Source organism: Roseibium sediminicola (assembly GCF_023156505.1).
In the GTDB taxonomy this organism is placed as follows: domain Bacteria; phylum Pseudomonadota; class Alphaproteobacteria; order Rhizobiales; family Stappiaceae; genus Roseibium; species Roseibium sediminicola.
Genome location: NZ_JALNMJ010000005.1, coordinates 1 through 25,661 on the forward strand (window position 1 = coordinate 1; position 25,661 = coordinate 25,661).

General features: G+C 60.3%; 22 protein-coding genes and 1 tRNA gene. 10 read left to right on the forward strand and 13 right to left on the reverse strand.

The features are described from left to right. Positions 1-96: 96 nt before the first annotated feature. The 4 genes from M0H32_RS08775 to M0H32_RS08790 are packed head-to-tail and all read right to left on the reverse strand — an operon-like array spanning position 97 to position 2,920. Entirely contained in the window at positions 97-1,527 is a 1,431-nt protein-coding gene (locus M0H32_RS08775) for an ATP-binding protein (protein ID WP_248153196.1), read from the reverse strand. After that, positions 1,520-2,008, reverse strand: a complete 489-nt coding sequence (locus M0H32_RS08780) for a hypothetical protein (protein ID WP_248153197.1) — start codon at positions 2,006-2,008, stop codon at positions 1,520-1,522. The genes M0H32_RS08775 and M0H32_RS08780 overlap by 8 nt, the downstream gene beginning before the upstream one ends. Further along, entirely contained in the window at positions 1,998-2,609 is a 612-nt protein-coding gene (locus M0H32_RS08785; RefSeq protein WP_248153198.1) for a hypothetical protein, read from the reverse strand. Before M0H32_RS08785 ends, M0H32_RS08780 begins: the two co-directional genes overlap by 11 nt. Continuing rightward, complete coding sequence (locus M0H32_RS08790; protein WP_248153199.1) at positions 2,594-2,920, reverse strand: hypothetical protein; 327 nt, start codon at positions 2,918-2,920, stop codon at positions 2,594-2,596. Before M0H32_RS08790 ends, M0H32_RS08785 begins: the two co-directional genes overlap by 16 nt. A 370-nt stretch (positions 2,921-3,290) precedes the next feature. Between M0H32_RS08790 and M0H32_RS08795 the strand changes: the two genes are divergently transcribed. After that, positions 3,291-3,656 carry a GNAT family N-acetyltransferase gene (locus M0H32_RS08795; RefSeq protein WP_248153200.1) on the forward strand — a complete coding sequence of 122 codons (366 nt, stop codon included), beginning with the start codon at positions 3,291-3,293 and terminating at the stop codon, positions 3,654-3,656. Between the two features lie 410 nt (positions 3,657-4,066). On the opposite strand, the gene M0H32_RS08800 is transcribed toward M0H32_RS08795, so the two are convergent. Together M0H32_RS08800 and M0H32_RS08805 are read right to left on the reverse strand one after the other, a co-directional pair. Further along, positions 4,067-5,611 carry a permease gene (locus M0H32_RS08800; protein ID WP_248153201.1) on the reverse strand — a complete coding sequence of 515 codons (1,545 nt, stop codon included), beginning with the start codon at positions 5,609-5,611 and terminating at the stop codon, positions 4,067-4,069. After that, a complete protein-coding gene (locus M0H32_RS08805) occupies positions 5,608-6,405 on the reverse strand; it encodes an ABC transporter ATP-binding protein (RefSeq protein ID WP_248153202.1) in 798 nt (265 codons plus the stop codon). Before M0H32_RS08805 ends, M0H32_RS08800 begins: the two co-directional genes overlap by 4 nt. 427 nt (positions 6,406-6,832) lie before the next feature. Here M0H32_RS08805 and goxA point away from each other — a divergent pair, with 427 nt between their 5' ends. The 5 genes from goxA (at position 6,833) to M0H32_RS08830 (ending at position 14,575) form a co-directional block, all read left to right on the forward strand. After that, the gene (gene goxA, locus M0H32_RS08810) at positions 6,833-8,839 is read left to right on the forward strand and encodes a CTQ-dependent glycine oxidase GoxA (RefSeq protein WP_248153203.1); all 2,007 of its coding nucleotides are present in this window, start codon (positions 6,833-6,835) and stop codon (positions 8,837-8,839) included. Between the two features lie 20 nt (positions 8,840-8,859). Continuing rightward, entirely contained in the window at positions 8,860-9,951 is a 1,092-nt protein-coding gene (gene goxB, locus M0H32_RS08815) for a glycine oxidase maturase GoxB (RefSeq protein WP_248153204.1), read from the forward strand. A gap of 33 nt (positions 9,952-9,984) precedes the next feature. Further along, on the forward strand, positions 9,985-10,455 hold the full coding sequence (locus M0H32_RS08820; protein WP_248153205.1) for a RidA family protein: 471 nt from the start codon (positions 9,985-9,987) through the stop codon (positions 10,453-10,455). Positions 10,456-10,623: 168 nt separating this feature from the next. Then, on the forward strand, positions 10,624-14,043 hold the full coding sequence (locus M0H32_RS08825; protein ID WP_248153206.1) for a S8 family serine peptidase: 3,420 nt from the start codon (positions 10,624-10,626) through the stop codon (positions 14,041-14,043). A 49-nt stretch (positions 14,044-14,092) separates the two neighbouring features. Then, complete coding sequence (locus M0H32_RS08830; RefSeq protein WP_248153207.1) at positions 14,093-14,575, forward strand: hypothetical protein; 483 nt, start codon at positions 14,093-14,095, stop codon at positions 14,573-14,575. Between the two features lie 137 nt (positions 14,576-14,712). Here the strand turns inward: M0H32_RS08830 and M0H32_RS08835 are convergent, their stop codons facing one another. Together M0H32_RS08835 and M0H32_RS08840 are read right to left on the reverse strand one after the other, a co-directional pair. After that, on the reverse strand, positions 14,713-15,183 hold the full coding sequence (locus M0H32_RS08835; protein WP_345779325.1) for a class I SAM-dependent methyltransferase: 471 nt from the start codon (positions 15,181-15,183) through the stop codon (positions 14,713-14,715). 6 nt (positions 15,184-15,189) lie between these two features. Then, positions 15,190-15,417, reverse strand: coding sequence for a hypothetical protein (locus M0H32_RS08840; protein WP_248153209.1), 228 nt, complete (start codon positions 15,415-15,417; stop codon positions 15,190-15,192). 397 nt (positions 15,418-15,814) lie between these two features. On the opposite strand from M0H32_RS08840, the gene M0H32_RS08845 reads away from it, so the two are divergent. Beyond that, positions 15,815-16,162, forward strand: coding sequence for a cupin domain-containing protein (locus tag M0H32_RS08845; protein WP_248153210.1), 348 nt, complete (start codon positions 15,815-15,817; stop codon positions 16,160-16,162). Positions 16,163-16,236: 74 nt separating this feature from the next. On the opposite strand, the gene M0H32_RS08850 is transcribed toward M0H32_RS08845, so the two are convergent. Together M0H32_RS08850 and M0H32_RS08855 are read right to left on the reverse strand one after the other, a co-directional pair. Then, positions 16,237-18,612, reverse strand: coding sequence for a YbcC family protein (locus M0H32_RS08850; RefSeq protein ID WP_248153211.1), 2,376 nt, complete (start codon positions 18,610-18,612; stop codon positions 16,237-16,239). Between the two features lie 14 nt (positions 18,613-18,626). After that, positions 18,627-20,189: a proton-conducting transporter transmembrane domain-containing protein gene (locus M0H32_RS08855; protein WP_248153212.1), complete on the reverse strand. Its 1,563-nt coding sequence runs from the start codon at positions 20,187-20,189 to the stop codon at positions 18,627-18,629. A gap of 108 nt (positions 20,190-20,297) precedes the next feature. On the opposite strand from M0H32_RS08855, the gene M0H32_RS08860 reads away from it, so the two are divergent. After that, positions 20,298-21,179: a LysR family transcriptional regulator gene (locus tag M0H32_RS08860; protein ID WP_248153213.1), complete on the forward strand. Its 882-nt coding sequence runs from the start codon at positions 20,298-20,300 to the stop codon at positions 21,177-21,179. 92 nt (positions 21,180-21,271) lie between these two features. Here M0H32_RS08860 and M0H32_RS08865 read toward each other — a convergent pair whose 3' ends face one another. Next, the gene (locus M0H32_RS08865) at positions 21,272-22,117 is read right to left on the reverse strand and encodes an NHL repeat-containing protein (protein WP_248153214.1); all 846 of its coding nucleotides are present in this window, start codon (positions 22,115-22,117) and stop codon (positions 21,272-21,274) included. Between the two features lie 126 nt (positions 22,118-22,243). Between M0H32_RS08865 and M0H32_RS08870 the strand changes: the two genes are divergently transcribed. Next, complete coding sequence (locus M0H32_RS08870) at positions 22,244-22,984, forward strand: helix-turn-helix domain-containing protein (RefSeq protein ID WP_248153215.1); 741 nt, start codon at positions 22,244-22,246, stop codon at positions 22,982-22,984. Between the two features lie 3 nt (positions 22,985-22,987). Here the strand turns inward: M0H32_RS08870 and M0H32_RS08875 are convergent, their stop codons facing one another. Then, on the reverse strand, positions 22,988-24,553 hold the full coding sequence (locus M0H32_RS08875; protein ID WP_248153216.1) for a CYTH and CHAD domain-containing protein: 1,566 nt from the start codon (positions 24,551-24,553) through the stop codon (positions 22,988-22,990). Between the two features lie 115 nt (positions 24,554-24,668). Further along, complete coding sequence (locus M0H32_RS08880; protein ID WP_248153217.1) at positions 24,669-25,160, reverse strand: cupin domain-containing protein; 492 nt, start codon at positions 25,158-25,160, stop codon at positions 24,669-24,671. 266 nt (positions 25,161-25,426) lie between these two features. Between M0H32_RS08880 and M0H32_RS08885 the strand changes: the two genes are divergently transcribed. Then, positions 25,427-25,511 (forward strand) — tRNA-Leu (locus M0H32_RS08885). The last annotated feature ends 150 nt before the right edge of the window (positions 25,512-25,661 follow it).

The window sequence follows — 25,661 nt, forward strand, 5'->3', positions numbered from 1 at the left end:
GTTCGCAGATACAGTGTGTTGGCATCGGACCCCGCATCAGAACCTGATAACTCTCTGTTGCAAAAGAATGTTCTCAGATTCTTGGGGCCGATGCACCTAATGCTTTGAGAAATGCGGGCTAGTTGATGGTCGCACAAGAGCTCGTTTCAAGCTACGTAGCTCACTCTGAGCATCTCTATAGTCCTGCTCAATCGCACGTCCACGTAATAGTAGATCAGATAATCTATCTTCTGTGGCTGACAGTGCTGAGCGATACATTACTTGTTGAGATTTAATGAATGCAATGTTTTCATCAAGGGCCATAGCGCCGGATGAACTCGCAGGTAGTAACTCCTGGTCTAAATGCTGGTGGCATGTAGGACAGTTTTCGAAGGTCACAGCGTTGCTGACTGTTGAACCAAGAGAGAATAGTTTCTTTGTGTCCTGATGCCGCTTAAGGTCTATGTCTAATGCGCTTAAGCGCTTTTTGAGCGATTTGTTTTCTTCTAGAGTTGAACGGAACTCGGTTTTAGTAACCTCAAGTATTGAGCTAAGCTCTTCGTACCTTTTTTGGGCCGTTTGAAGTGCCTCTCGTATGCTCGCTTCTGCTTCTTCTGTGGAGACCAGTTCCATCTGGTTTATTTCATCGACTTGACGTTGAAGCTCGTGAACAGCACTTTCAAGCTGCACCCAGTCGCCTTCCAAAAAGACTTCTAACGAGATTCTTGCTTTGTGAGAAAATTCGGCGGTTGGAGTTTTGGGTACGCCAACGAAACGAATAAGATCAACTCCTCCTCGCTCTAGTGATTTTCTCTTCTCAACCCAATCTGCCTCCAGCAAACTAATTCTCTTGTTAAGTTCAGCACGTTCTCTACGAATTTTTCCGGCATCGAGATTCAATACAAATTCAAGCACTCTCCTGTTGATGTCTTGGATCCGAAACTGAGAGGGCAACGGCCCTTGTACGGTTGACCAACCTCGCTTTTGTTCAACAAAGAACATCGGGAAAAGAGTTTCCAAATAAAGTGGGCACTCGGTGCCATCGAATTTTGGAACGGTAGGCAACTGCCAACCGATGAATTCCGCTAGATAATAATGAAATCCACTTTCTCTCGTTGCGGAGCCCGCGTCGTGGATGAAAAAATCCTTTGGCGTATTCCAAATAGGAATGTCATTGAGTTTTTTTTCTGAAAACTTTGTTGAAATCAATTTGGGATCTGAGCCACCCACAATCGACCGTTTTGCGTAAAGTAGGTGACCATCTTCGTTTTCTAACTGAATTTCCACATATGACTGAAGGACTTCTTCGTAGTTGGAAGTTTCAGACTCTTGAATCCGCTCCCTCATTGCGAAAGGAAGTGGGACTGAGAGATTGGTACCGAGAGAGCGTTCTAAACCAAGAACGTAGATAATTGCTTGCAAGCAAGTGGACTTTCCAGAGGTATTATCTGCTTGTACGATATTTAGGCCGGATTGGAAGTCTAAATCCACTCCAAAGATTGTTTCTGCAGTGATTGAGCGGAGGTTTAATTTAGAAATATTAAGCATTATTTTCTCTATTCGCAGACAGAACTTGTTTGACGAAAGCTTCTGTCATATGGCTCGAGAATTTATTTAGGAAAGATAATTCTTCTACAAAAATTTCTTTGTTTGTTGAAAGCAGTTTTGCTACTTGAGTTCCCTGTTCGGTTAAGCGAAGCGCTGCTTTCCCATCAGCGATTACCCAATTCGCCAATCCTGCACCTATCAGCAAGTCAATGTTGCGGCCAAATGCGGGTTCGACCCTCAATCTCCATTCTATACTTGATACTTCTCCGCGTAATATTTTCGCCAACTTGTCACGAGAAGCTTCCGACCGGAGCGCGTCATTGAGCAAATTCAGTTTAGCAAGTGAAGCCTTCTTTCCACGCGACGTAAACAGCATAAGAAGTGTAAGCGACAATCGCCAACCGATCCTAAGATCGCCAGGGACTGGCGAAGGTTTGCGCTTGAACGAAATGCGGCGTTCGGCTGGGAAATCAAAATTCATTTTCGCTCGATTCTTGAAAATCTAATGGACATTCGATCAACCAAGTGCCAACAACTCCCTGCGATATCGCAGAAATTTGCTTCTCAGTTAGGCTTGGCACTTGAGTTCTTAGAGCGTGTGCAACTTTGTCCATAGAGGAGCTGATCTGTTGAGGAGCGGTGTCCCCCTCAGCTCCAGCCATTTCGAGTCTGCGTTCCTCGGCAGCGATGCATTCAGTGGAAGCCTCCCAAAAATCCGGGAATGCTTCCCTTAAGTCAGATAATACATTCTCTCGTTCAACATGAGAGTAAATGAACTGGGTCTTCCTGCTAATAGTTTTTTCATGCTTGTCGAAGGGGAATGCCCTTTTTAGCTTCTCCTCGACGCGCTGATCTAACCTGCTATGCACGGCGTCAAGCTGTTCGGCACTCGGCTTTCTAATAAATACATTTGGTCCAACCGACTTTATTCTTAGCTGCGCGAATTCCGTCTCGAAATCTTCCTGACTTTGTACAATCGCGCAAAAATTATCCGCAATGAAATTTAGATTTTCTGACTTTAATTCTTTGGCTACTTCTTGAATTCGAGAAATTACATCTTTATTATCTAAAAATGGACACAATAAAATCCAATTTGATATCTTTCTGTCTCCGAGTATTTTTGCAACTTTTTCTTTATTTTAATAAGTTTTCTTAAATCGCGCGCGCCTTTGTTTTTCATAGCACTTGCGGCTTTTGCGATGTCGGAAACCTCTTCTGGCGCATAGCTCTGATAGCATGTCCCATCAGTCGTAATAAACTCAAGGCCTGCGTCACCATGAACTTTGTCAGGCACGTCTTGTACGTTCTGGGCTCCATGCCGCACTTGGACGAGTTGTTTGGAAAAGCGTTGCCATTCTTTGCCTTCCCAGTCTCTCCTATACTTGTATCCCAAGGGCTGACCTCAAAACTAACTAATTTCGTCATAATCGTATCGAGGCTCTACTTTAGGTCAAAACTGATTTTCAAATCAACCAATGGTAAGGTTTTCTTGTTGGAATTGTTCGCATTTTACGAGGCGCACAGGGCGAGTGATGATTATTTGGGGGCCAAGACATGGCATCTGTTTTGGTTCGAAATTCTCGAAAATGGAATGTAGTTTGCTCTATCAACTTACTTCTTTCGTTTGTCAGGCAGGCCTCCCCGTGCCCCTCCACTACCGCCGCTCCACCGCAGCCGACGCCGAGACCGTCTTTGCCCTTGTCAGCGCCTCCGTGTGCCGGCTGGCGCCCGAGCCTTAACCTCAAGGAGTGGTCGACACCTGGATGTCCGGCCGTCATGTGGAGGATTACCGGGCGGAGTGCGCGTCAGGCGCGATCTGGGTGGTGGAGAGCGGCGGCAAGGCCGTCGGCTTTGCGCAAGGGGTGCCCGGGGAGGTCAAACGGCTGTTTGTCGACGCGGCGGCGGTCGGCTTGGGCGCCGGGGCGGGGCTGATGGAGCGGGCGCTTGCCGATGCGCGGGCCGGGGGCGTGGATCTGGTGCGGATCGACGCGACGCTGAATGCCGTCTCTTTTTATGAAAAATGGGGCTTTCGGGAAACCGGCCGCGGGGTCTTTCCCGGCCGCACGGCGCCCTTGCCGCAGATCGACGTGGTGCTGCTGGAAAAACGCTTCGAGGCGGAGCCTGCCTGAAGGGACCAAGTTGATGGCTTGTCCGGCAATCCCTGCGTGCCCCGGTGCCAGTGCAAATGGCAGACGATCTGTTCGCAGCTGCCAAAGTTATCTCTCCCGTTGGGAATGGGCAGACTGTTGACAAACTCACGGCGTCATTCCGGACGGTCTGCAGCGCAGCTGCATGGCCAGATCCGGAATCCAGCGGATAATTCGCGCCGCAGGTGCGCCTTGTTCAATAAATTCAGATGCTTGTTTGGATCTGTGCTCGCTTTCGCTCGCGCTGACATGCTGGATTCCGGATCAGCGTGCAGCATCGCTGCACTTGTCCGGAAAGACGGAGGCGAGGGTCTGTCAGCAGTCTAACCTCTCCCAATGGGAGCGGGAGCCAAGCTCCACCTTATGCAATGGCTTCCAGGCACCCAAACGCCTCAGACCGCCCTCCCCCTCGGCCTCACCCCCCACGCACTTCCTAGCACAATCACCAACAACACAACCGGCAGCACCGCCAGCGCACTCCCCGCCGCAACAAGCGCCGTCGCGCCCGCGCAGGAGATGGAGGCGCCGGCTTCTGCCAAGGTCGAGGCCTTGGAGGCGACCTGGCGGCGGCGGAAAGTGGTGCGGCTGGCCTGGGCGCGGAACCAGAGCTGGATCAGGATCGCGCAAGCCGCAGCGATCATGGCGCCAAGGAAGGTGATGAGCGCGCCCCAGACCGACAGGGCGGCGAGGGTGAGGGTGATCGGCAGCAGCACGGCGACGATCAGCGCTTGCGCCGCCAGGACCTTTGCCCAGAGGCGCGTTGCGGGGGAGATCGGGGCCGTTGCGATGAGATCGGGCGCGTCCTCGCCCGAGATCGTCAGCCAGGCGAGACCGCCGGCGAGCTGTCCGGTGGCCATGACGATCACGGGGGCGACCAGCACGGAAATCTCCGTGTTTTCGCCGAAACTGACCCAGAGCATCACGGCGGGCGGGACCAGGTAAAGCACCTGCATCAGCGTCTGGGAGACCAGCCAGGGATCGCGGGCGATCAGCTTCAGTTCCTTGGAGACCAGCGCACCGAGGGGCGAGCGGCCGCGGAAGGCCCGTGTTGCCGCGCGTTTTTTCGGGCTTGTCTCGGCAACGCCGAGCGCTCTGACGACACTTTGGCGGAACTGGACCGCGCCCAACCCGGCGCCCACAGCAAAAAAGGCCAGGGACCCGCCAAGCATCAGGGTGAGGACGTTCAGTTGACCGGCGACCGCGCGGGCGGGAAACCACCAGAGCGAGCTTGCGGCCGGGACATGCAGGCTCAGGAACTCCGCCTCCAGAAGCGCAAACCGCGACATCGTGCCGAAGGAGAGGATCGCGACCACCTGCAGGCCGATCAGGAAGGCGGCGCCGACGACCGCGGCGAGGATCTGCGCGGCGAGCCTTGTGCGCCGCGGCCCCAAGGTCCGGAAAAGTGCAAGCGTGATCAGCACGCCCGCGCCGGTCGCGGTCAGGGAGGCGGCGAGGATGACCAGATAGCCGGCAAGCCAGTGGCTGCCGCCGAGGCTGGCCGCCACGTTCAGGAAGGGCGAGAGCACCAGCGCGGACATCAGCCAGCTGGTCACCGCCATCATGGCGATGCGCACCAGGAAGAGGTCCCGGGAGGGCGCGGGCGAGGACAGGATCAGGTCGAGGTCGTCGCGGGCATAAAAGGCGCGGGTGACCGACTCGATCGCCTGGGACAGCATCATGGTGGTGCTCAGCAGCACCGAGACCGAAATCACCGCCAGCGCGGTCTGGTCGAGCTGGAACCCTCCGGCGAACTGGGGGCTGAGCACCGCATAGGCGATCAGATGCAGCACCGCGTAGACAAGCCCCATGCCGATCAGCGTGCGCCTGAGGCTGGTGTTGCGCCAGCCGGAAAAGATCCAGGCCCAGTCGCGCCAGGCCAGCCGCAATTCATGCCTTGAAAAGCGTAGAATAGCTGACGGCGCCAGGGCTCCGCTCATGCGACTTTCTCACCGATTTTCAGAGTGTCTTCCGTCAGCGCTTCGCTTGTCGCACCGCCGCCGACGATTTTCAGGAAAATATCCTCCAGGGAATGGCCCTCGGCGCTTGCGCGCGTGCGCAGCTCGTTCAGCGTGCCTTCGGCAACAAGCCGGCCTTGCGCTATGATGCCGATCCGGTCGGCCATGCGCTCGGCGACCTCCAGGATATGCGTCGTCATGATGACGGTGACGCCCTTCGAGACGAGATCGGTCAGCACCTGTTTCACCTGCCGGGCGGAGCCCGCGTCGAGACCGGTCAGTGGTTCGTCGAGAATGATCAGCCGCGGCTCGTGGATCAGCGCGCCGGCCAGCGCCACCTTCTGGCGCATGCCCTTGGAGAAGCCGCCGCAGCGCTCACCCGCATGAGGGCCGAGCCCGAAGGCCTCGAGCAGGCCGTCGGCCTTGGCTTGCGCGTAATCCGCCTCCATGCTCCAGAGACCGGCGACGAATTCAAGATATTCCAGCGGCGTCAGCTTGTCATAGACCATCGGTTCGTCCGGAACCCAGGCCAGGATCCGCTTGGCGGCAACGGGATCCTGGAAGGCATCGATGCCGCAGACGCTGACAGACCCCGCATCGGCCTCGAGCAGCCCGGAGACCATCCGGAGCGTCGTCGTCTTGCCCGCGCCGTTCGGCCCGAGCAGGGCATAGAACTCGCCTGCCTTCACCCGCAGCGACAGATCGTTCACAGCGGGGTCCTTGAAGCGCTTGTGAAGATTGCGGATTTCGAGGGCAGCTGGGCTGTCGGTCGGCATCGGTTACTCGTTTGGACAAGGTTGCAGGGGAGCTTACGTCGGGGACCTTTCGGTCCGGTAAAACCGGGGCAATCGCCTTTTCCGGACCAATCAGATCTGTTGCCGGAGACGGCACTGTTTCAAAAAATTCCTCTAGGGTATTTGTCAATATTTGACCAAATATTCCAACATTTCTGCCGTTGATGGCCCTCTATGAGGGAGTTATGGCTATTCTGTGGTGTCATTTTTCTCAATTGCGGATAAAAAAATCACACATATTCTGAAAAAAAACGTAATGTTAGCAAGGTGGTTTTTGGAGTTCATTCAGATTAGGGCGGCTCAGTTAGGTAATTAGAAATTTAATATTATTTATGTTTCGAGATTTCCTTGTTTTTGCTTGCCTCTGAATGCCTGCCTGGAATCAATCCCAACCCTGGAGTGAACGTTTATGAAGCGGCGTGATTTTCTGTCCTCCGTCGGCGTTGGTCTTGGACTTTCTGTTGCCAACCTGCCGTTCCTGCCAAAACTGGCACTGGCCTCCGCGCCGAAGCTGGAAGCGGCGGATCCGGACGCGGAAATCGCCCGGGTCGGTATCTATCCGGCCATCGGCATTTGCCGCGTTGGCGGCAGTCAGAAGTGGTTCTATGCGCCAGAGCTGCCGGGCGTGCCGGCAAATCCGGAGGGCGGCTTCAAGGACGGCACCAGCAAGATCAAGAAACAGGTGCAGCGGTTTCGGGTCTTTGCCTTTGACAGTGAAGGCCGGGTGATTTCCGAGCTGACCGAAAAGACCGCCAGGATCGTATGGCGGGTGCACCTGGCGAACACCAAGGCTGCCTGGTACGGCTTCAACAATCCGCTAGATAACGGGCAAAGCGCTCCCGGCCTGCCGACCCAGAAGCGCAACCAGTTCCTGCAATCACAGGAAAAACGGGAACGGATGCTGGTTATCGATCCCGGCCCTGTGACCATTTCCGGTGCCCGGGAGAACTGGGAGGGAGACAGGCCGGAATACGGCATGACGGGCCGGTTCTGGCAAAGTGTCGACGTCTCGCTGGGCCAGCTGCGGACCGACGAGGCCGGGCGCCTGCTTGTGGTCCCGCCGGACGGGGTTTCCGCAAGTCCCCGCGGGGCGGAGATCACCAGTTTTGCGGATAATGACGGCTGGTACGACGATTGGTGCGACGGGCCCGTGGACGCAACCGTCACCCTTCCGGATGGCCGGACCCTGACGGCGGACGGTTCGTGGGTTGCGTGCGTGGGACCCAATTTTGCTCCCGAAATTCCGCCCATCAGCTCCTTGTATGATGTCATTGAGAGCATGAACTGGGAGCAGGGCTGGATTGCCGATCCCGAAAAGCCCGTGTCGTTCCGCCGGGACGTCTATCCGACCTTCCGCCGTGCCGCGCTGATGGAATGGGTGTCGGCGGCGGCAAACCTGCGCAAGGGCTGGCTCGATATCGGCGATTTCTCGGACCCGGACTATCTGAAGCAACTGGCCGATCCGAGTGACGCAAATGCGGCGTTCCGGCAATCGGTGCTCGAAAACTTCCGCGATCCGTCGGATCACTCGCCGACGGCCTTCATTGATCAGCACCTCAAGATACCGCTGATGCCGGGAGACGGGGTCAATTTCAACAGCAGCCCGTTGACGTGGTTCCAGTTCCCGCAACTGCAATACGAGATGCTGAACAGCTGGGCGGCAGGTGATTTTGTCAACGACTTCGAAGATCCGTCGCTCGACGACATTCGCGACCTCGACGACCTGCCGGTAGAAGCCCGCCCGCATGCGCTCACGGAAGCCGCGCTGGAGCCCTGTTCCGGCGGTGCCTTCCATCCGGGTGTCGAGCTTTCCTATTACCTGCGGCTGGCGCCGCTTTATCAGCGGCACACCGACCAGGGCGCCGAACCTTTCAGGATCGCGCGGGGGAACCGCCCGTCGCTGGTACAGGATCTGGGGCTCTTGCTTGATTTCGGAGCGGCCACGTCCGGCGATACGCCCGCCATCGGTCCGCAAATGCCGGGCGACCTGACACGCTGGATGGGGTTGCCCTGGCAGCCGGATGCCTTCAGCTGCCAGCGGGTTGCGATGCAGGATGACTTTCCGGTGCCTGTCTGGTGGCCTGCGTTGCTGCCGGTGGATGTGTTGCCAGAGCACAGCTACGAACAGGCGATGCGCGAGGATCTGTCGGCCGAAGAACGCCTCAAGTTCTTCAACAATCGCGAGTGGTGGGCGCGGGGCGTTCCGGGAATTGGCTATCACGCCAACGCCAGCTACTGGGACGGCATCCAGAACATGATCAGGATCTGGCAGGAAATGGGATTCGTCGTCTCCAGGCCCGGGCCCGCCGAAGGCCAGAGCGTGTCCGGTATTCCGGAAACCGTGTTTGTCGAGGTCGATCGGGGGAACACGGAAAACCGCTACGACTGGCAGCCGTCCGACGGCCAGTTGCCCTGATGGATCCGAAGATGTCGCCAATGGAACGATCCCGCGTCATTGTCGTAGGCGGCGGCCTGTCCGCCATGGCCGCTTGCCTGACGCTTGCAGACGCGGGCGTGCCGGCACTCTGGATAGCGCCTGAGGCGCGCGTCAAAACCAAGCCGGGAGAAAGCCTCGCTTCGGCGGCCATTCCCCTTCTGGAAAGACTCGGGCTGGAAAGCCTTCTCAAGGCGCCCGGGCATCGAAAGGTCGAAGTGCTTTTTTCGAGCTGGGGGACGAACAACCTGGTCGAACGGAACCGGGCGGGTCTTGCCCACGAGATGGGTTACGTCATCGACCGGGCGGAATTCGAGGTCAGGTTCTCCGAGGAGGTGAACACAAGACCGGAAATCGATTGTTGTTCCGGTGCTGTCGTCTCCGCGGAAAGGCATGAGAACCATTGGCGCGTCAGAACGGACAATGGTCTGGATCTCGAGGCGGATTTCCTGATCGACGGCACTGGCCGCCAGTCGGTTGTCGGCCGGCAATATGCCACCTTGCACCGGCAGGACAAACTTGCGGCAGCCTATGATTTTCTGGTCCAGGGCGATGACGACGTGGAGCCGACACCGGCAACGCTGGTCGAGGCCGTTCCGGGGGGATGGTGGTATGCGACGCTGCTTCAGGACGGGCGCCTCGCACTCAACTACTATTCCGATCCGGACCTCATGCCCAAGGGGCTGGGGCACGACGTCGAGGCCTGGAAAACCCTTATCGGCAACAGCCGGTATGTCAGCCGCTGGATTGAGACCGGCGGGTTCCTGATCGGCGATCCACCTTCCGTGACTAGCGCCGGGACGACATTTTTGTCGACGCCGGCGGGACCCGGTTGGATTGCCGTCGGCGACGCGGCCGCCGCGTTCGATCCCTTGTCGTCACACGGCATGACGTCGGCGCTGTGGACGGGGATCGAGGGAGCCGAGGCCGCGGCAAGGTCGCTGTCCGGATTGCCAGGCGCGCTGATCCGATATCAGGAACGCGTTGCCGGCGGCATTTCCAGATACACATCGGATCGGGCGCAGATTTACAGGGGCGAGCGCCGTTTCCCGGACTGCGTCTTCTGGAAGCGGCGCCACGCGATCGCGGCATAACACATCCGGTTTCACAACAGAGGGGAAACGAAAATGAAAATGTCCAGGTTCAGGTTCAGGTTCTTGTCTCTTGCAGCTGCATCCGTGCTGTTGCTCTCGATCGCGCCCTCCTCGACACGGGCGGAAGGCATAACGGCCTACCCGTCGACGGCCGTGGACGGTCTGCCCTATTCCGGTGTCGTGAAGGCGCAAGGCATGGTCTATGTCGGCGGCGTGCTCGGCACGGCGCCCGGAACCACGGAACTGGTGGCCGGCGGCATTGAAGACGAGACCAGACATGCCCTCAATCATGTCAAGGACATGATGGAACTGGCGGGCACGTCGCTCGACCAGACCGTGAAATGCATCGTGCTGCTCTCGGACATCGACTATTTCCCGCAGATGAACGGCGTCTTTCGAGAGTTCTTTCCCAGCAATCCGCCGACCCGCTCGACCATCATCGTGCCCGAGATACCCCTCGGTGCGGCCATGGAAATCGACTGCACCGCGGTTGCAAAGGACTGAGGAAGCAAAGTCCCGTGAAAGATTGGGCGGCGGTTTGGCGGGCAGGTTTGCCGACGCCAAGCCGCCGCGGTCACGGCATTCATTTCGGAAGGTCTCATGGTCGGAAAATCTCACAGACGGTTTTCTTTGTCCTTAAGGTGGACAGCAGTTTCACTGCTGACTTCGGCCATGCTCTTGGCGCAGGCACCTGCGGCGCTCGCCCTGTCGGAGGAAGCTGCCGCCAGAATTTCAGCTGCCCTGGCTTTCGAGGCGCTGCAATCGGCACTTGAAACGGCGAATAGCCATGGGAATACCTCGCTGCTTGCCAGCATCGTCGAAAACACACGGCTGACCCCCGGGCGCGCCGATGCGATTGAGCGCCTGGCCTCCCAGCTGCGACCCGATCTTTCCAAATCGATTGCGCGCGCCGTGGACACCGGAAACCGGCTGGCCGAGCTTTATCCCGGCGCATCGCTTCGGGCGATGCCGCAGTCCCGGTTCGGCTTCGAGAAAAAAAGGCCGAATTCGATCGGTTTTCTTTTCCCAGGTGGCGATCCGAGCATCGACAAAAGCGACCTGAGCGAATTTCAGCGCAACTATTCGCTTGATATGATGCACGTGGAGGCCGCGCGGGATCTCGGCTATTCCGGCAGCGGCGTTGTTGTCGGCATCATCGACAGCGGTATTGACCGGCGGCCCAATGGCACGGCTCATCCCGAATTCGAAGGCCGTGTTGATCCACGTTCCACAAGCTACCTGCACTGGTTCGACACTTCTCTTGACGGCGACACCCTCACGGTTGCCGAATTCGAAGCCGCTTTCCAGCAAGGGGCTTCGGACACGTTCGATCTGGACGGTCACGGAACGCATGTGGCCGGGATTGTAGGCGCCGGGCGGAACGGATTTGGAATGGAGGGGGTCGCGCCGGGCGTAACCTTCTTGTCCGTTGCCGCGATTGCCGGTGCCGAAGGAGCGGTGACCGTCAACGGCGTCGAGATGGACATCGATGATCTGCAGTTGTGCGGCAAGGACTTTCTGAACGGGATCTGCGATCCTGTCACTGGCGCCGTGGTGCCGGACACGGCGGGGTTCTCCTATCTGGCGCAGTTCTCTGACGTCAAGGTCATCAATGGCAGCTTTGGGCCTTACATCGAGGACGGGGCGCAAACCTGGGACCTGCCTGAGGATGAACAGGATCAGCTCCTGGCCGACGCCACGGCCATGCGCGAGAGCCTGGATGCCGGCCAGATCATCGTCATGGCGGCCGGGAACGAATATCTTCAGGCACCCATTGTCGCGGAAAACCCGATTGGTAACGGGCTGTTTCCCTTCATTCAGCCCGGCAATCAGGACACGACGAATTCCTCCGGTGAACTGATCTATGACGATGATGGGACCGGACTGGATCTGAGTACCACGTCAGCCGATGTGCTTTCGGCTGCGGAACAGGCGGACGGGATTGACCGTGGGCGGGTCGTCGTCGTTGTTGCTCTCGATGCCAACAGCCAGATCGCGCCCTATTCCAACCGCTGCGGCGTCGCCAAGGAGTGGTGCCTGGCTGCCCCGGGCGGCGGCCTGACCACGGATTCTGGCATCTATTCGACCTTCCCCGAAGATCAGGGAAGCTATGCATCCGAAAATGGAACCTCGATGGCAGCTCCGAATGTCTCGGGGGCCATCGCCGTTCTCATTGAAGCCTATCCGGCATTCACTCCGGCCGAGATACTGGAGGCCCTTTTCCTGACCGCTGAAGACCTGGGCGCGAAAGGCGTCGACGAGGTCTATGGATGGGGTCTGCCCCGCCTCGATCGCGCGCTTACCATCCGTTCGGTCGACATCACCGGCAGCGGCATATATGTCGTCGGTGCGGATGGCACCGACACGACCTGGATTGCTTCGTTCGAGAGCGAAGGCGGTCTCGACAAGCAGGGATCCGGTACACTTGCGCTTCAAGGCGCGGCCACGTTCAACGGTCCCGCAAGCGTGACGGGCGGTCTCCTGAGCGTCAACAGTTCGCTGACCGTGCCGACCTTGACGGTCGGTGCGAACGGAACACTCGGCGGCAGTGGCACCGTAACGGGCGATGTGGAGATTTTCGGAACGCTTGCTCCGGGAAACTCACCGGGAACACTGACGGTGACGGGTGACGTGACGCTTTCCAGCACGGCAAACACCGAAATCGATGTCGATGGGACGGGGACCGAGAACGGTGCCGGAAACTTCGACCGGATCCTTGTGACCGGAACAGGGTCCGTTTTCACCGCTGACGGAACGATAACACCGGTCTTGCGCGGCATATCCGGGTCGGCCACCAACAGCTTCACCCCGGATGTCGGAGACGTGTTCACCTTCGTGCAGGTGTCAGACGGGAGCGTGGCAGGGAGCTTCGACAGTCTGGTTCAGCCAACGGACGGTCTTGCAGACGGAACGCGTTTCGATGTGCTTTATGGAACAAGTTCCCTGTCCCTGGCGACCACGCCGACAAGCTATGCGGATCTCGGCGCTCATGGCATTACCTTGTCGGGCAATGTCGTAGCACTCGCGCGCGCGCTCGATGCTGGGCGGCCTGCGGCTGGCGTGCGGCCGGGTGCCGCTTACACGGACGCCTACAACGTCCTCTACGCCGCCAGCATTGCAGACCTTTCCTCAGGCCTGCAAACGCTGACCGGGCAGATCCATGCGGAGATGGGAACCACGGCGGTGCGTGCGGTCGGACGGTTCGCTGACACACTCGGCGAGCGGCAGTTGCAACAGGTTGTCGGCTGGATTGCTCCCGGATCCACGCCTTATGGAACAGGTACAGCCTGGTTGATCGGCACTTCAGGTCTGACGAATGTCGGCTCCAAGGGCGGTGTCGAAGGCTTCGATGCCAAGACCAACAGCGTGGCTTTCGGGATTGACTGGAATTTCAGCGACGGGACAGCTGGTATTGCGGGTTCCTATGAACACGCGGATGTCTCTGCCGTGTCAACCGGGTCCGGCCGTGCTGAGACCTATCAGGGCGCGCTCTACACAACGTTTGAGACCGGGGTGGTCGACCTGTCTGCACGGGCAGGCCTTTCCTATGGGAGCTTGTCCACGCGCCGCACAACGTCTCTGGGCAGCTACCAAGCCATCGCGACCGCTGATGGTCACGGTGTGGGCGGTTTTGTCGAGGCTTCGGCCTTCCGTGCCTTCGAAACGCAAAACGTGACGCTCACCCCGTCCGTTTCGCTTGGATACAGGGCATTCCATCGCGATGACATGAACGAAGAGGGCAGTGTCTTCGGGCTTTCGGTGCCGAGCGCCGCTTTCGAGGACCTCCAGACCACGCTCGGACTGGCTCTGTCGACGCGTGTTTCGTTGAAGAACGGCGTCCAGCTCGCTCCGTTGCTCAGCGTTGGCTGGCGGCACGATTTCACAGACACGGCACGATCGGTTCCGGTTGGTCTCCTCGGAAGCGACTTTGATGTCGAGGGAGCCGAGATCGGCAATGATGCGTTTCTTGGCCGGCTCTCACTGACTGCAATTGCGACGGAGCGCCATTCCTTCGAGGCAGCCTATCAGGCGGAGATCAGGGACAACCTCGACAGTCACGTCTTTTCGCTGGCGGCGCGGCTGCGCTTCTAGCGCCGCATCTGCCGGTTTTTTGTGAGGGAACCAGAAGGAGCTGGATATTATGAAACGCAACCATAACAAATCAGGGCTTCACCTGAAAATCGGCGGGGCCTCCATTCTGATGGCGGGTCTCGTCGCATGCTCGCCGACTGTCGCTCAGATGCCAAGCACCACAAGTTACGGAACACCAATTTACGTGACACCGGTCAGTTCGAAGAAAGAAAAGGATTCCATTGTCGGAAAGTGGGATGTTTTTCCGGCAATCGGACCGACGAAGCGAAGCTGTACCATGGATTTCAAGGCCAGTTCGTTCGGTGGTGGAAAAGGAAGCGTCAGCACCTTTGCATGCAACCAGGTCGAAGGTCTGGGAGGCCTGAATGGCGTCAGTCGAATTACCAAGTGGGAACGCAAGGGCAGTACGATCATCCTCTCGGGTATTGCGTCGCCGAACATTGGTTCGATCGAGCTTTCGGCCAACTCTTTCCAGGACCGTGTGCCTGGCAGCACAAAGGACGATGTCCGATTCATCATCGTGCGACGATAAGGCCCCTCGACCTGAAGGCCGGCGGTTGCGGTTGTCTTCGAAACCGTCGGCGCGGAGCGCAGTCGTGACCGGCGATTGAGGCTGTGCGGGCTGCACCGCCGCTCATTGCTATGGTGGTCGCAGATGACGTTTGAGGTTCAGTCCGCCTTTTTCAACCGCAGCAGGGTGAACAGTTTGAACGGGGCCAGGGTTTCCTCGCCCTCAAGGGTCAGAAAGGTCCGGCCGAGCACGCAGGATTTCGGGAACTCGGGGTTCCAGCCGAGCCGGTGGCCGAACAGCTTCAACCCCCGTTCCGGCGCCGCGCGCAGGCCGGTGTCGGCGGAGAAGTGATTGACCAGAATGACGGTGCCGCCCGGTCTGGTCACGCGTTCCAGCTCCCGGGTCACCTTGTCCGGATCGGGCACCACGGTCATCACGAACATGGCGACGACCACGTCGAAATGATTGTCCGGATAGGAAAGCTCGCCCGCATCCATCACCTGGAGGTCGTCCATATTGTTTCGGCCGCCGTATTTTTTCCTTGCCCGCTTGAGCATGTCCTCTGAGAGGTCGATGCCGCTGATGCGCAGATTGTCCGAATAAAGCGGCAGGGACATGCCGGTGCCCACGCCGGCTTACAGGACATGTCCGCTGAGCGCGTTGACGTGTTTTACGGCGGCGCGCCGTCCCCAATAGAGGGGGCCGCTGAAGACGAGATCGTAGACCGGCGCCCAGCGGGCATAGGCGGCAAGAACAGCGGAGCCGTCGAGTTTCCCGCTGTCGCGGCCGGGCCTGTTGAGCAAAGTCCCGACTTTGCGGTTCAACCGTCGAATGCGTCTTGGAAGAATGCTGCTTTGACTCATGGGAACCACTTCTGAAATTGATTTTTGGCTACGTTCACGTGGGAATGTTTGCTGTGATTTCAGATCATTCGATGGTTCCCGCATCCCCTGGATGCCGGTTGTCGCGGGCCGAGTAGAACGGATGTGCGGCGATTTTTCAAATCGGAAGGATTTCTGCCGGTTCAAAAGGCCGCAATCCGCTCAAGGACCCGGAAGGCGGCCAGGCTGCCGATCAGATGGCCGGTCACGCGAAGCAGGTTTGCTGGCAGGGCGAAACGCAGTTCGAGTGCCGCCGCGTTTGCGCAAGAGATGGGATGCTGTGATTCAGAAACACCTGTGCCGGCCGGGACTGGACATTCGGGCATTGACGGATAGCATCCGGTCCGATCCGCCGAAACCAGCGCCAGTGGAGACTTCGATGCACGCCTTTCTGCCCTTCAACCTTGACGACATCACGCCCGAACACGAGGCCCCGGCCCCGGAGAAGGTGATTTCCGGCGATCCGCAATTCACCACCTGGCTGGTCGAGGCCCGGGACGAGGACACGCTTTTCACCGGTGTCTGGGAAGCCACGCCCGGCGCCTGGCGGATTTCCTATGACGAATGGGAATTCTGCTCGATCCTGTCCGGCAGGTCGCGCCTGACAGACAGGGACGGTTCGGTGCAAGAGATTGGACCGGGGGACCACTTTGTCTTGCAGCCGGGTTTTGAGGGCACCTGGGAGGTTCTGGAGACGACCCGCAAGCTGTTTGTCATCCGGCTCTAGGGCCCGAGCCGATGGCGCGGCATAGTTGCCGCGCCGGGGTGTTGGTGCGGATCAATCGGATCAGGATCGTCCGGTCAGGCGGCGAGGTCCGTCGCGACAGCGTCCGACCAGCCGCCGCCGCGATGGTAGCGGGCGGCCATCCGGCCGTCTTTCAGCGCGATCAGATGCAGCCAGCCATTGTCAAACAGGGCCTTGACCTCCGGATGCCGGTCGAGGATCCCGGAAATGGCCTCCCGGGGCGCTTCGAGCAGAACCGTCAGCCGCAGGGGCGTGTGCACCAGGTCCCTGCCGTCATGCACAGCCTGCCAGGGCAGGCCGGCGCGCAGCTTGCCGCCATTGCCCTCGACCACGCCGAAACCGCCGACGACATTGTGGATCAGCTTGTTGCCACAGCCGAAGATCTCCGGGGCCGTGCTCGAACCGTAATATTGCAGGCTGATCCAGCTGGCGACCACGACCGGCGCGGTCAGGATCAGTTCCAGGGTCTTGAAATCCGTATCGGCCTTCCAGTCGTAGCTGTGCAGGAAAGTCCGTCCCTGAAGATTGCCCGCGGAGGTGACGGATATTGGAGCGGCAATGAACGCGGAACAGCCGGCAAGTCCCCATTCGGGCCGGATTTCGGCCCAGTTGAGCGCCCGCCGCGCGATGGTGGCGGCGCTTGCGCCGGGAAGACGTTGCGCCCGTTCCAGCCTCGCCTGCTTTCCGGCCCGGTCGAGCCAGCGCCGCAGCAGGTCCGCCTCCGGCAGCTTCCTGGTCTGGTCGCTTTCGTAAAGCGTGATCCGGTCCGTTGTCGTGTCGTGCAGGCCGGCCACAAAAAGCGTGTCGGCTGGAATGTCGATGCCTGTTTCGGCGAGGCCCTTGCGGGTTTCGGGATCGTTCAGAAGACCAGCGAGCAGGCGCGCGGACACCTCACCCGAATGACCGCCGCAAGCGCCGCAATGATAGGCGCTTTCATGGGGATTGTTGGTGACCTGCGCGCCATGGCCGAGCAGGAGCACCACCGGAGCAAAGCCCTTGGTGAGGCTCATCGCCCTCAGCACGGCGGCGGCGGTCGCCGTCTTGTCCTCGGGCGACAAGGCCGGGTCGAGCCTTGGCGTCGGCTCGGCCTTTTGGCCGGTGCCTGCAAGACCGAGCGCATCGCGCACGAGCTTCAGCGCGTAAAGCGGCCCGGCGGCCTCGACAAACGCAAACGAGGATACCGCGGCCTGCCGGAACCGATCGAGGGCTCTCACGGCCCGGGCCCGGATCCGGACGTTGGTCTCGGCGGAACCTTCGGTCTGGCTGGTGGATGTCAGCGCAGGCTTCAAAAGAACCGGCAGATGGCTTTCGACTTCGTCCGAACCATGCGCCCGGTGTGACACCGGCAGGCCGAAAAAGCCGGCAAAGCCAATGGTTTCGATGCCAGGGCTCTGGGCCTCGAGCGCACGCCTGAAGACTTCGGAGCGCACATCGATACAGAACGCGGCCTGGAGCGCGGGGCGGTTTGCCGGGCTTTCCAGTGCGCCAAGTTTGTCATCGAGCTGGCGCTGATGGGCCAGCTCGGACGCCTCCTGCAGGATGGCGTTGGCGATCTGGTCGGCCGAAGCCTCGACTGGGTTTTCGTGGGCTTCGACCACGTCCCGCCATTTTTCGGCGATCCTGGGGTCGAGCTTGAGCAACGCTTCCTCGAAGATCAACCGGATCGCCAGCAGGTCGGCAAGCGTGCTGTCGGTGTTGCCGGAAAGTTCCGCCTGCCAGAGCAGCCAGCGGGCGTGCTGTGACCAGCCGCCGAGATCGATCAGCAGCCGGTGAAAGACGGTTTCCGCAGCGGCCTCGCTCAAGCCAAGCTTTTCAGCTGCCTGCAGGATCGCGCGTTCGGATGTGTCGGGGGCAGCGGCGGCATGGGCACAGAATCCGGTGAGCCCGGCAATCTCCGGTGCCAGGTCACGGCAGGCCCAGGCGAGCCAGGCCGCGTAGGCCCGTGTCCCCGATCCGGGAGACCAGAGCGCCTGTCCCCGGTCGAAATGGCCGGCGGCCCAGAGGCCGAATGCCTTTTCAATCACGGCGGACCAGTCGGTTCCGGTGATGTCGGTGGCCAGATCCGCGATCGTCGGCAGGGCCGCCGCCGGGGCCTCGTCCTGAAGGGCGAGTGTCTTGAGGGCGGCTACATCCTTCGGCTTCAGCGGTGAGGTCGAAGCCTGCAACGCGGCGGCAAGATCGGCATCGGTGATGCTGCCATCCGCGATTTGGCCGGCATAGTCCGACCGGTCGCGGGTCACCCGGATGCCGGCCACCCGGTGCAGCCGGGCGGAGGTGGCGGCAAGGTCTTCGCCGGTCTGGCCGAGGAACGGGTTGACGGCGACGGTGGCGGAAAGCGGAAAGGCCGGCGGGATCGCCCGGACAGCCGCTTCCGCGGCAGTGAGGATGCCGGAGACCCGGGCGGAGGTGAATTGCGTGTGCTTGATGAACATGTCGACGGCCTCGCTTACTGAGGGGTGCCTGCCCGATACCCGCCGGTCATCCGGTCGAGCAGGGCGTTGATGTAAAATCCGTTGGCCACATGAACCCTGAGGCCGGTTGCTGCCGGGTGATGGCTCCAGAGCGGAAAGAGGGTCTGTGCCAGGGCGACAAGCCCGAAGGAAAAGACGGCCAGAACGATCAGCGCCCATTCCAGCGGTCCGGCGGTCGGAACGGCCGGCACTGCGTGCCCCCAAAGTGCGTGGGAGACGAGCTGGAAGAGGAAATAGGCCAGCGCGACCAGGACGGCGGAGACACCCGTGCGGCGGGTCAGCTCAGCCGGTGCGGCATCGGCGAAGCCCTGGGCGACGAGATAGGCGACGCCGAAGATCAGCATGGCGCCGATGGCGAGCGCCTGCGGCGTCTTGGGTCCGGCAACCAGGGTGAACACCAGCGAGACCACCGCATAGAGCAGGAGCGCCACCGCGAAGGACTTGGCGACCGCGCCGAAGCCGGGAACGGCGATCAGACCCGGCCTGCGGATCCGGGCGACGGCCGCGACCGCGCCGCCCGAGGAAAGAAACGCATGGGCCTTGTAGAGCGAATGGGCGATGATGTGCAGAAGCGCGAGCGGCCAGAGGCCGAGGCCGCATTGCAGCAGCATGAAGCCCATCTGGGAAATCGTCGACCAGGCCAGGGCGGTCTTGACCGCGCTTTGGGTCAGCATCACCACGGCACCGAACAGGGCGGTCAACCCGCCAAGGGCGACGAGCGTTCCCATGGCGCCGGGGCTGGCCTGGACGAGGTCGGCGGTACGGATCAAGAGGAAGCCGCCCGCGTTGATGATGCCGGCATGAAGCAGGGCGGAGACCGGTGTCGGCGCTTCCATGACCTCTGTCAGCCAGCCATGCAGAGGAAACGCGGCGGTTTTCAAAAGCGCAGCAAGCACGAGGAAGGCGACAGCCAGATGGGTCGTGAAGCTCAGGTCGGTTCCGGCCATGATGGGCAGCCGCGCGATGTCGACTGTCCCGGTGCCAAGGAGAAACAGGACGGAACTCAGAAAAAGGGCCAGGTCGCCCGCATGCCAGACAAGCGTGAATTTCGTCGCGGCGCGCCGCGCGGCCGGCCGGTCGGCGTAAAAGAGGAGCAGCTTGCGCAAGCACAGGCCAATACCGGCAAAGGCCAGGACAAGAACCGGCAGGCTGCCCGCCTGGACCAGCACCAGAACCGCGGCCAGGGTTGTGAGCATCAGGCCCTGGAAATTCTTCTCGCCCGGATCGCCGGCGAGATAGGTGCGCGCGTAGCGCATCACGACCCAGCCGACAAAGGCAACCAGCACCGTCATCGTGACGCTGATCGCATCGAGACGCAGGATCAGCGCAAAGGTCCCGTCCAGCAGGGTGAGCTGGCCAGGTCCGGCCAGGATCAGCTGCGCGGTGCCTGCAACAGCCAGCAGCAGGGCGGCCAGCGAAAGCCGTTCGCCAAGCGGGCGGACGGCCAGTGGGCGAGTGCCTTGCCTCACATGCAAAAGAGCGGCGCCTGCCAGAAGCAGGAGAGGCGCAAGGGAGGGCAACAAGGCAAGGGACGACATGACTGAACTCCGGTCGGGTCTGGGATCGCCTCCGCATATACCGTCTGGTTTTCATTCAAAAAATTACATATTATCTGCAAAATCATTCTATTTTTTGGAAGTGTTGCCTTGCTCAACCTGCATCACCTTCGACTGTTCCGCGCGGTTGCCCGGGACGGCACCCTGACCGGAGCCGCGCGTGCCTTGAACCTGTCGCAATCGGCCCTGTCCTCGCAGATCAGGACGCTGGAGGCGGCGCTCGGGCACGATCTCTTCGAACGGCGCGGCCGCGGCCTGGTTCTGACCGAAGCCGGCCGGATCGCGCTCGATCACGCCGAGGCGATCTTCAAGACGGCTGAGGATCTGACGGCCACCTTGAAAAATACCGGAACGGTCCGGCGAGCCCTGAGGGTCGGCGCGCTTGCGACGCTGTCACGCAACTTCCAGATCGGGTTGCTGGCGCCGCTGATCGGCCGGCCGGATGTCGAGGTGGTGCTGCGTTCCGGATCGCAGACCGATTTGCTGCGGGCGCTGGAGGCACTGTCGCTCGACATCGTTCTGACCAACCTGGTGCCGGCGCGCGACGCCGCCAGCCGGTACCTGATCCACAGCCTGGCGGAACAGCCCATCAGTCTGATCGGCGGAACGGACACCGGTCTGCAAGGAAGATCCGTCGCTGATCTTCTGGCTTCGGAGCCGCTGATCCTGCCGACGCCGGAATCGGCCCTGCGGGCGTCGTTCGACGCCCTGGTGGATTCGCTGAAAGTGGTGCCCCGGATTGCCGCGGAAGCCGATGACATGGCCATGCTGCGTCTGTTGGCCCGGGCCGGCGCGGGGCTCGCCGTGATCCCGCCGATCGTCGTGCGCGACGAGCTGGCGTCCGGCGCTCTTGTCGAACTGGCAAGACTTAAGGGTCTCACCGAAGGTTTTTTTGCCGTGACCCTGCAGCGGCGCTTTCCCAACCCGCTTGTGGCCGAACTTCTGGAGGCGTTCCGAATGGAGGACTTGTAGGGACAACCAACGCCAGGGGCTCGGAGCGAACCTCCAAGGCTATTGCGATCGCCCGCCGCCATGGACCATGGCGGCGGGCATTGGTGAGACGCTTAATCCAGCGTCACGGCTTCGATGCGACCTTCCAGCATATGCGGCAGGTAGAGCACGCCCTTTGCGGTACCGATATCCGCAAGCCCGGCCGGTTCGGCCAGGATCTCGGTGACGTCTCCGCCTTCGGTGATCTCGAACGCCTTGCCGTTGATCCAGTCATTGAGGACGATCTTGCCGTTCAGGCGCACGATGCCGTCGATATTGCCGATGTCGCTGGCGACAACGGAGATTGTTTTTGTGTCCGGGTCGATGCTGAGCAGGTTGCCCGGAGCTTCCGTGGTGAAATCCTCCTTCAGACCCTTGCCCCAGGAGCCGACCAGGAGACGGCCGTCGTCCCACAGGAGACCGTTCGGATGCGAGAGTTCCGGCGTTTCCAGCCACTTGTCAAACGTCCCGTCCGCATAGTGCCAGATCGTGTCGGTCATCATGTCGGAGACAAAGACGTCTTTGCCGTTGGTGGTGACGTCATTGAGGAAGACGGCACCTTCGGCCGGCATTGAGGCCAGCAGTGCGCCTGTGGCGGCATCGACGATCCGAAGTTGGGTCAGGTCGGCGGCGAAGATCTTGCCGTCCATCAGGGCGAGGCCCTTGGGAGCGTCCATGCCCGTTGCCCAACTGGCATCGATCACCGTGCCGCCCGGCGACAGCAGCGCCAGATGGCCGTTGCCGTCAACCGCGTTCGGCGCGCCCTGCATCACACTGACGACAAGCCGGTCATGGGCGGCGTCATACAGAACGGATTCGGGCATGTCGAAACCCTCGGTCGACCAGAGGGAGCCGGCCTGCGCCGAGGTTGCGGTGAGGCCGGCGACAAGGGCTGCAGCCAGGGAAGCGCGAATACGCATCGAAGATCCTTTCAGGAAGCGTTGAAACTGGCTCCTCAATGCAGAAATCGAACCAGGCTTGCAATTAATGAAAAACTGGTATCAAAAAACGATACGAAACGGGATCGAGAAGGATCAAATCAGCCGATGCGTGGCGATACGTTCAAAATTCTGCAGGGAGTCCTGAAGGCACGCGGCATGACCTACGCGGATCTGGCCGAGCGGATGGATGTCTCCGAGCCAACCGTGAAACGGATCTTTGCCGGCCACGACTGCAAGCTGAGCCGGCTTTTGGAGATCTGCGAGATTTTGGAGGTGCCGCTCGCCGATGTGCTGCACCGGGCGGAACGCACTGCGGAAGAGACCAGCCTGTTTCCAGTCGCGACCGAGGCCCGGCTCGCCGCGGATCCGTCGCTGTTTTACCTGTTCATCCTGCTGCGCGAGCCGATCCCGCAGCAGGAGATCGAACGGCGTTTCGCTCTCTCGAGCGAGGACATGTTCCGGCTCGGCCGAGCGCTGGAGGCGCTGGGCCTGGCGGAGGTGCATCCGGGCAACCGCATCCGCATCACCTGGACGGCTCCGGTGCGTTTCCGGCCGGACGGCCCGTTGATTCCGCTTCTGAAAGAGATCAACACCCGTTTCCTGGGCCAGGTGATCGAGGCAAGGGGCAGCAATCAGGGCGCCTTCTTCACACTCTCCCGGCGCATGCTGCCCGATACGGGTGCCTTTATCCTGCGGGAGATCGAAAGCTTGAAGGAAACCATCGCGGAGCTGGCCCGGCAGGATCAGATGGTCTCGCGCGACGAGGACCTGACCACCTTCAAGCTGACCGGCGCCTTCGCGCCGGTCTCATTTCCGGATATTCTGACGATTGAATCAAAACCCTAGGGCTCACGTCCAGAATTTCGGCGTCTGGCGGGTGGCATCCCAATAGCCCTTGGCGTGCTGCCACATGGCCTGGCACTGAGCCTCGTGCCAGCCGATCACAAAGCCGATCGCCTGGGTGGCTTCGATGGATTTCTTTTCCAGTGCACGGCATTTGTCCGGCAGGGTCTCGGCCATGGCGACGTCGTTGAGATAGCCGAAAATGTCCTGCAGTTTCTTCATGCGTTTCAGAAACGGCTTGACCGTGTCCGCAGGGTAGAGGCAGCCGAAGAATTCGATGCCATAGCGCATCTTCTTCATCGCCTTGCGCATGTCGTGGCGCTCCGGGATGCTCAGTTCCTCCAGCCGCTTGCCGTGGCCGAGCACCTTCTTCCACTGCTTGGCGAGTGCCTTGCCGGCATAGCTCTCGATCGGCTGGGCCAAAAGCGCCGTCTGGCCGAAATTCTCCGGATCGAGCCAGCCGCGGCCTTCGGTGTAGGCAGCCAAGTTCAGCAGGAATTCGTTGACCTCGGCCGATTTCAGATGATCGGTCAGCACTGTCCGTGTGTCCTGATCGCGCTGCGCGTTCAAATGCGCGAGCAGGGTGTCGAAGGAAAGGCTCGGCGGGGCCTTGTCGACCAGCGGCACAACGATCTCGTCCAGCAGTACGTCTAGGTCGCGCAGGGCGCCGGCTTCATTCGCAATGGTGCGGGCCGTTGCGTCGAGCGGCGCCATGCTCGCCGGATTGATCACAGGCCTGAACAGGCGGAAGGCGCTGCGCAACCGGCGCAGGCCGACCCGGAGCTGATGCGGGCCTTCCGGATCCTCGGAGGCGAGCACCGCCAGCCGGTTTTCCGAAATCTGGGTCAGGCAGGACCGCAGGACGTCGCGAAAGGCGAGCTCGGTGCTGAGGCCGGCGGAAAAACGGATGTCATCGGCGAAATAGGGCGCGCGTTCTTCCGGCGCCTGACCTTCGGCAAAGCGGTAACCGCGCTCGGCTTTGGAATAGGGCGAGAACCGGAAAGGCGTGTCGCCGAGCAGGGCCTTGGCCGCCTCGTAGAGAGCAAGGCTCGGACCGGCTTTCAGCTCCATTTCCAGTTCGACCAGCGGCTGCGTGCCAGCGCCGGCCAGAATGTTGCCGGTGTCGAACGCAAGCTCGATATCGGCGCCGTCGCTTTCGCGGGTCAGTTGCCGCGTGGTGCGTTTCATCACCGTCTCGAAACATTCCGACAGAGGTGCGTCGCCGATAGCTTCGGCCAGTTTGTCGCGCACCGCAGGGTCCTCGATGACGGAAAAATCGAGCGCCCGGCCCTGGACGGGATGCTCCGCTTCCACTGGCGAAGACAGGCCGCCCATGACGCCGGTGCCGAGCTTCGCGGTCTGCACCCAGCTGCGGCCGACTTTGCGCACGCGCAGGGAAATCTTCGCCTTGCGCAAGGTCTGGTCCGGCGTGTCGAAATAGATCGACTGCAGGGTCTTGGTGACCGACCGGCTGGCGGTGAAGCCGGCAATGGTGCCGGCACGCTTGATGGCGTCCTGGGCGGTCGGGTCCAGTTCGAGCTTGAGCTCGATTTCTCGTCCTGATTTGCTCATCCGGAATTTCTAGCCAAGCCAAATCGGCTTGTCCAGAAAACGCGCACAATTTGCGCCTTTGTTCGCCGACTAAGCAATTTCATCGGCGTGCGAAAGTGCATGGCCCGGTTTGGGCTCAGCCCGTGACCTTCTGAGCGAGGCCCTTCAAACGTTCGATGATCCGGGACTGGTAATGCAGGTACCAGGGCACCGGTTTCTGGTTGAAGGCCAGCTTGCGGATATAGACCGGGATCTCCCAGACGGCGGAAGTGCCGGCCGGAAAGAACAGTGACGTCCCGGGTTTGCCCTGATAGACATTGCCATTGTCGTCGGTGATGGTGACCTCGCCCTCGAGGAACATCACTGTTTCGTCCCAGCCGTAATGCCAACGGAACTTGCCGGCCGTGCAGGACCAGTGACAGGCATCGCCCCAGCCGAACTTGTGACCGGACAGCTGCTTGCACATGGCCTGGGGAGTGCCTTCCAGGACCCATTCGGGGCGGATCGGTGCCGGTTCCAGCTGGGATTTCTCGACCTGATCGATGACAAAGAGCGGTCCTTGCCCGCCATCTGCCCGAGCGGCCGGTTTGGCCTGTTTCACCTGTGCGGACGTGTCTGTCAGTGACATGAAGAGTCTCCCCGATTTCTACCTGCCTTGGTCATGGCGGCGCAGGACTTGCAAAGCTCTTAAATCTAGGCGGGTTTCGGCTGGATCCGGCCAGAATGCGCAGGGTTTTACCGTCTAGGGTTAAGGGAAGCTGAATTTGGTTTTGCAGTTTTTAGACGTCACGCCGACGCGGGGCTGCGTGCGAATGCCGGGCTGTGCGGATCGCCCGTCTCTATCCGCTTGCATCGGACAAGGCCCCGTGATAGGCACCCTCTCCGGTGTCAGTTGCCCCTCTGGCGGAACTGGTAGACGCGCGGGATTCAAAATCCCGTTCCTTCGGGAGTGCCGGTTCGATTCCGGCGGGGGGCACCACTTTCGTTTGAGCTACCGCCCTTCGGGCTGCTTGAGCGCCAGACAGGCTGGAGTTTTGCCTCTTACCTGCATCTTCCGCACAAATTCCAATGTGACTGTCGGGCATTGCAGGCCGTTCGGCCCGCCATCTTTGCATGGGTGGCCTCAAGC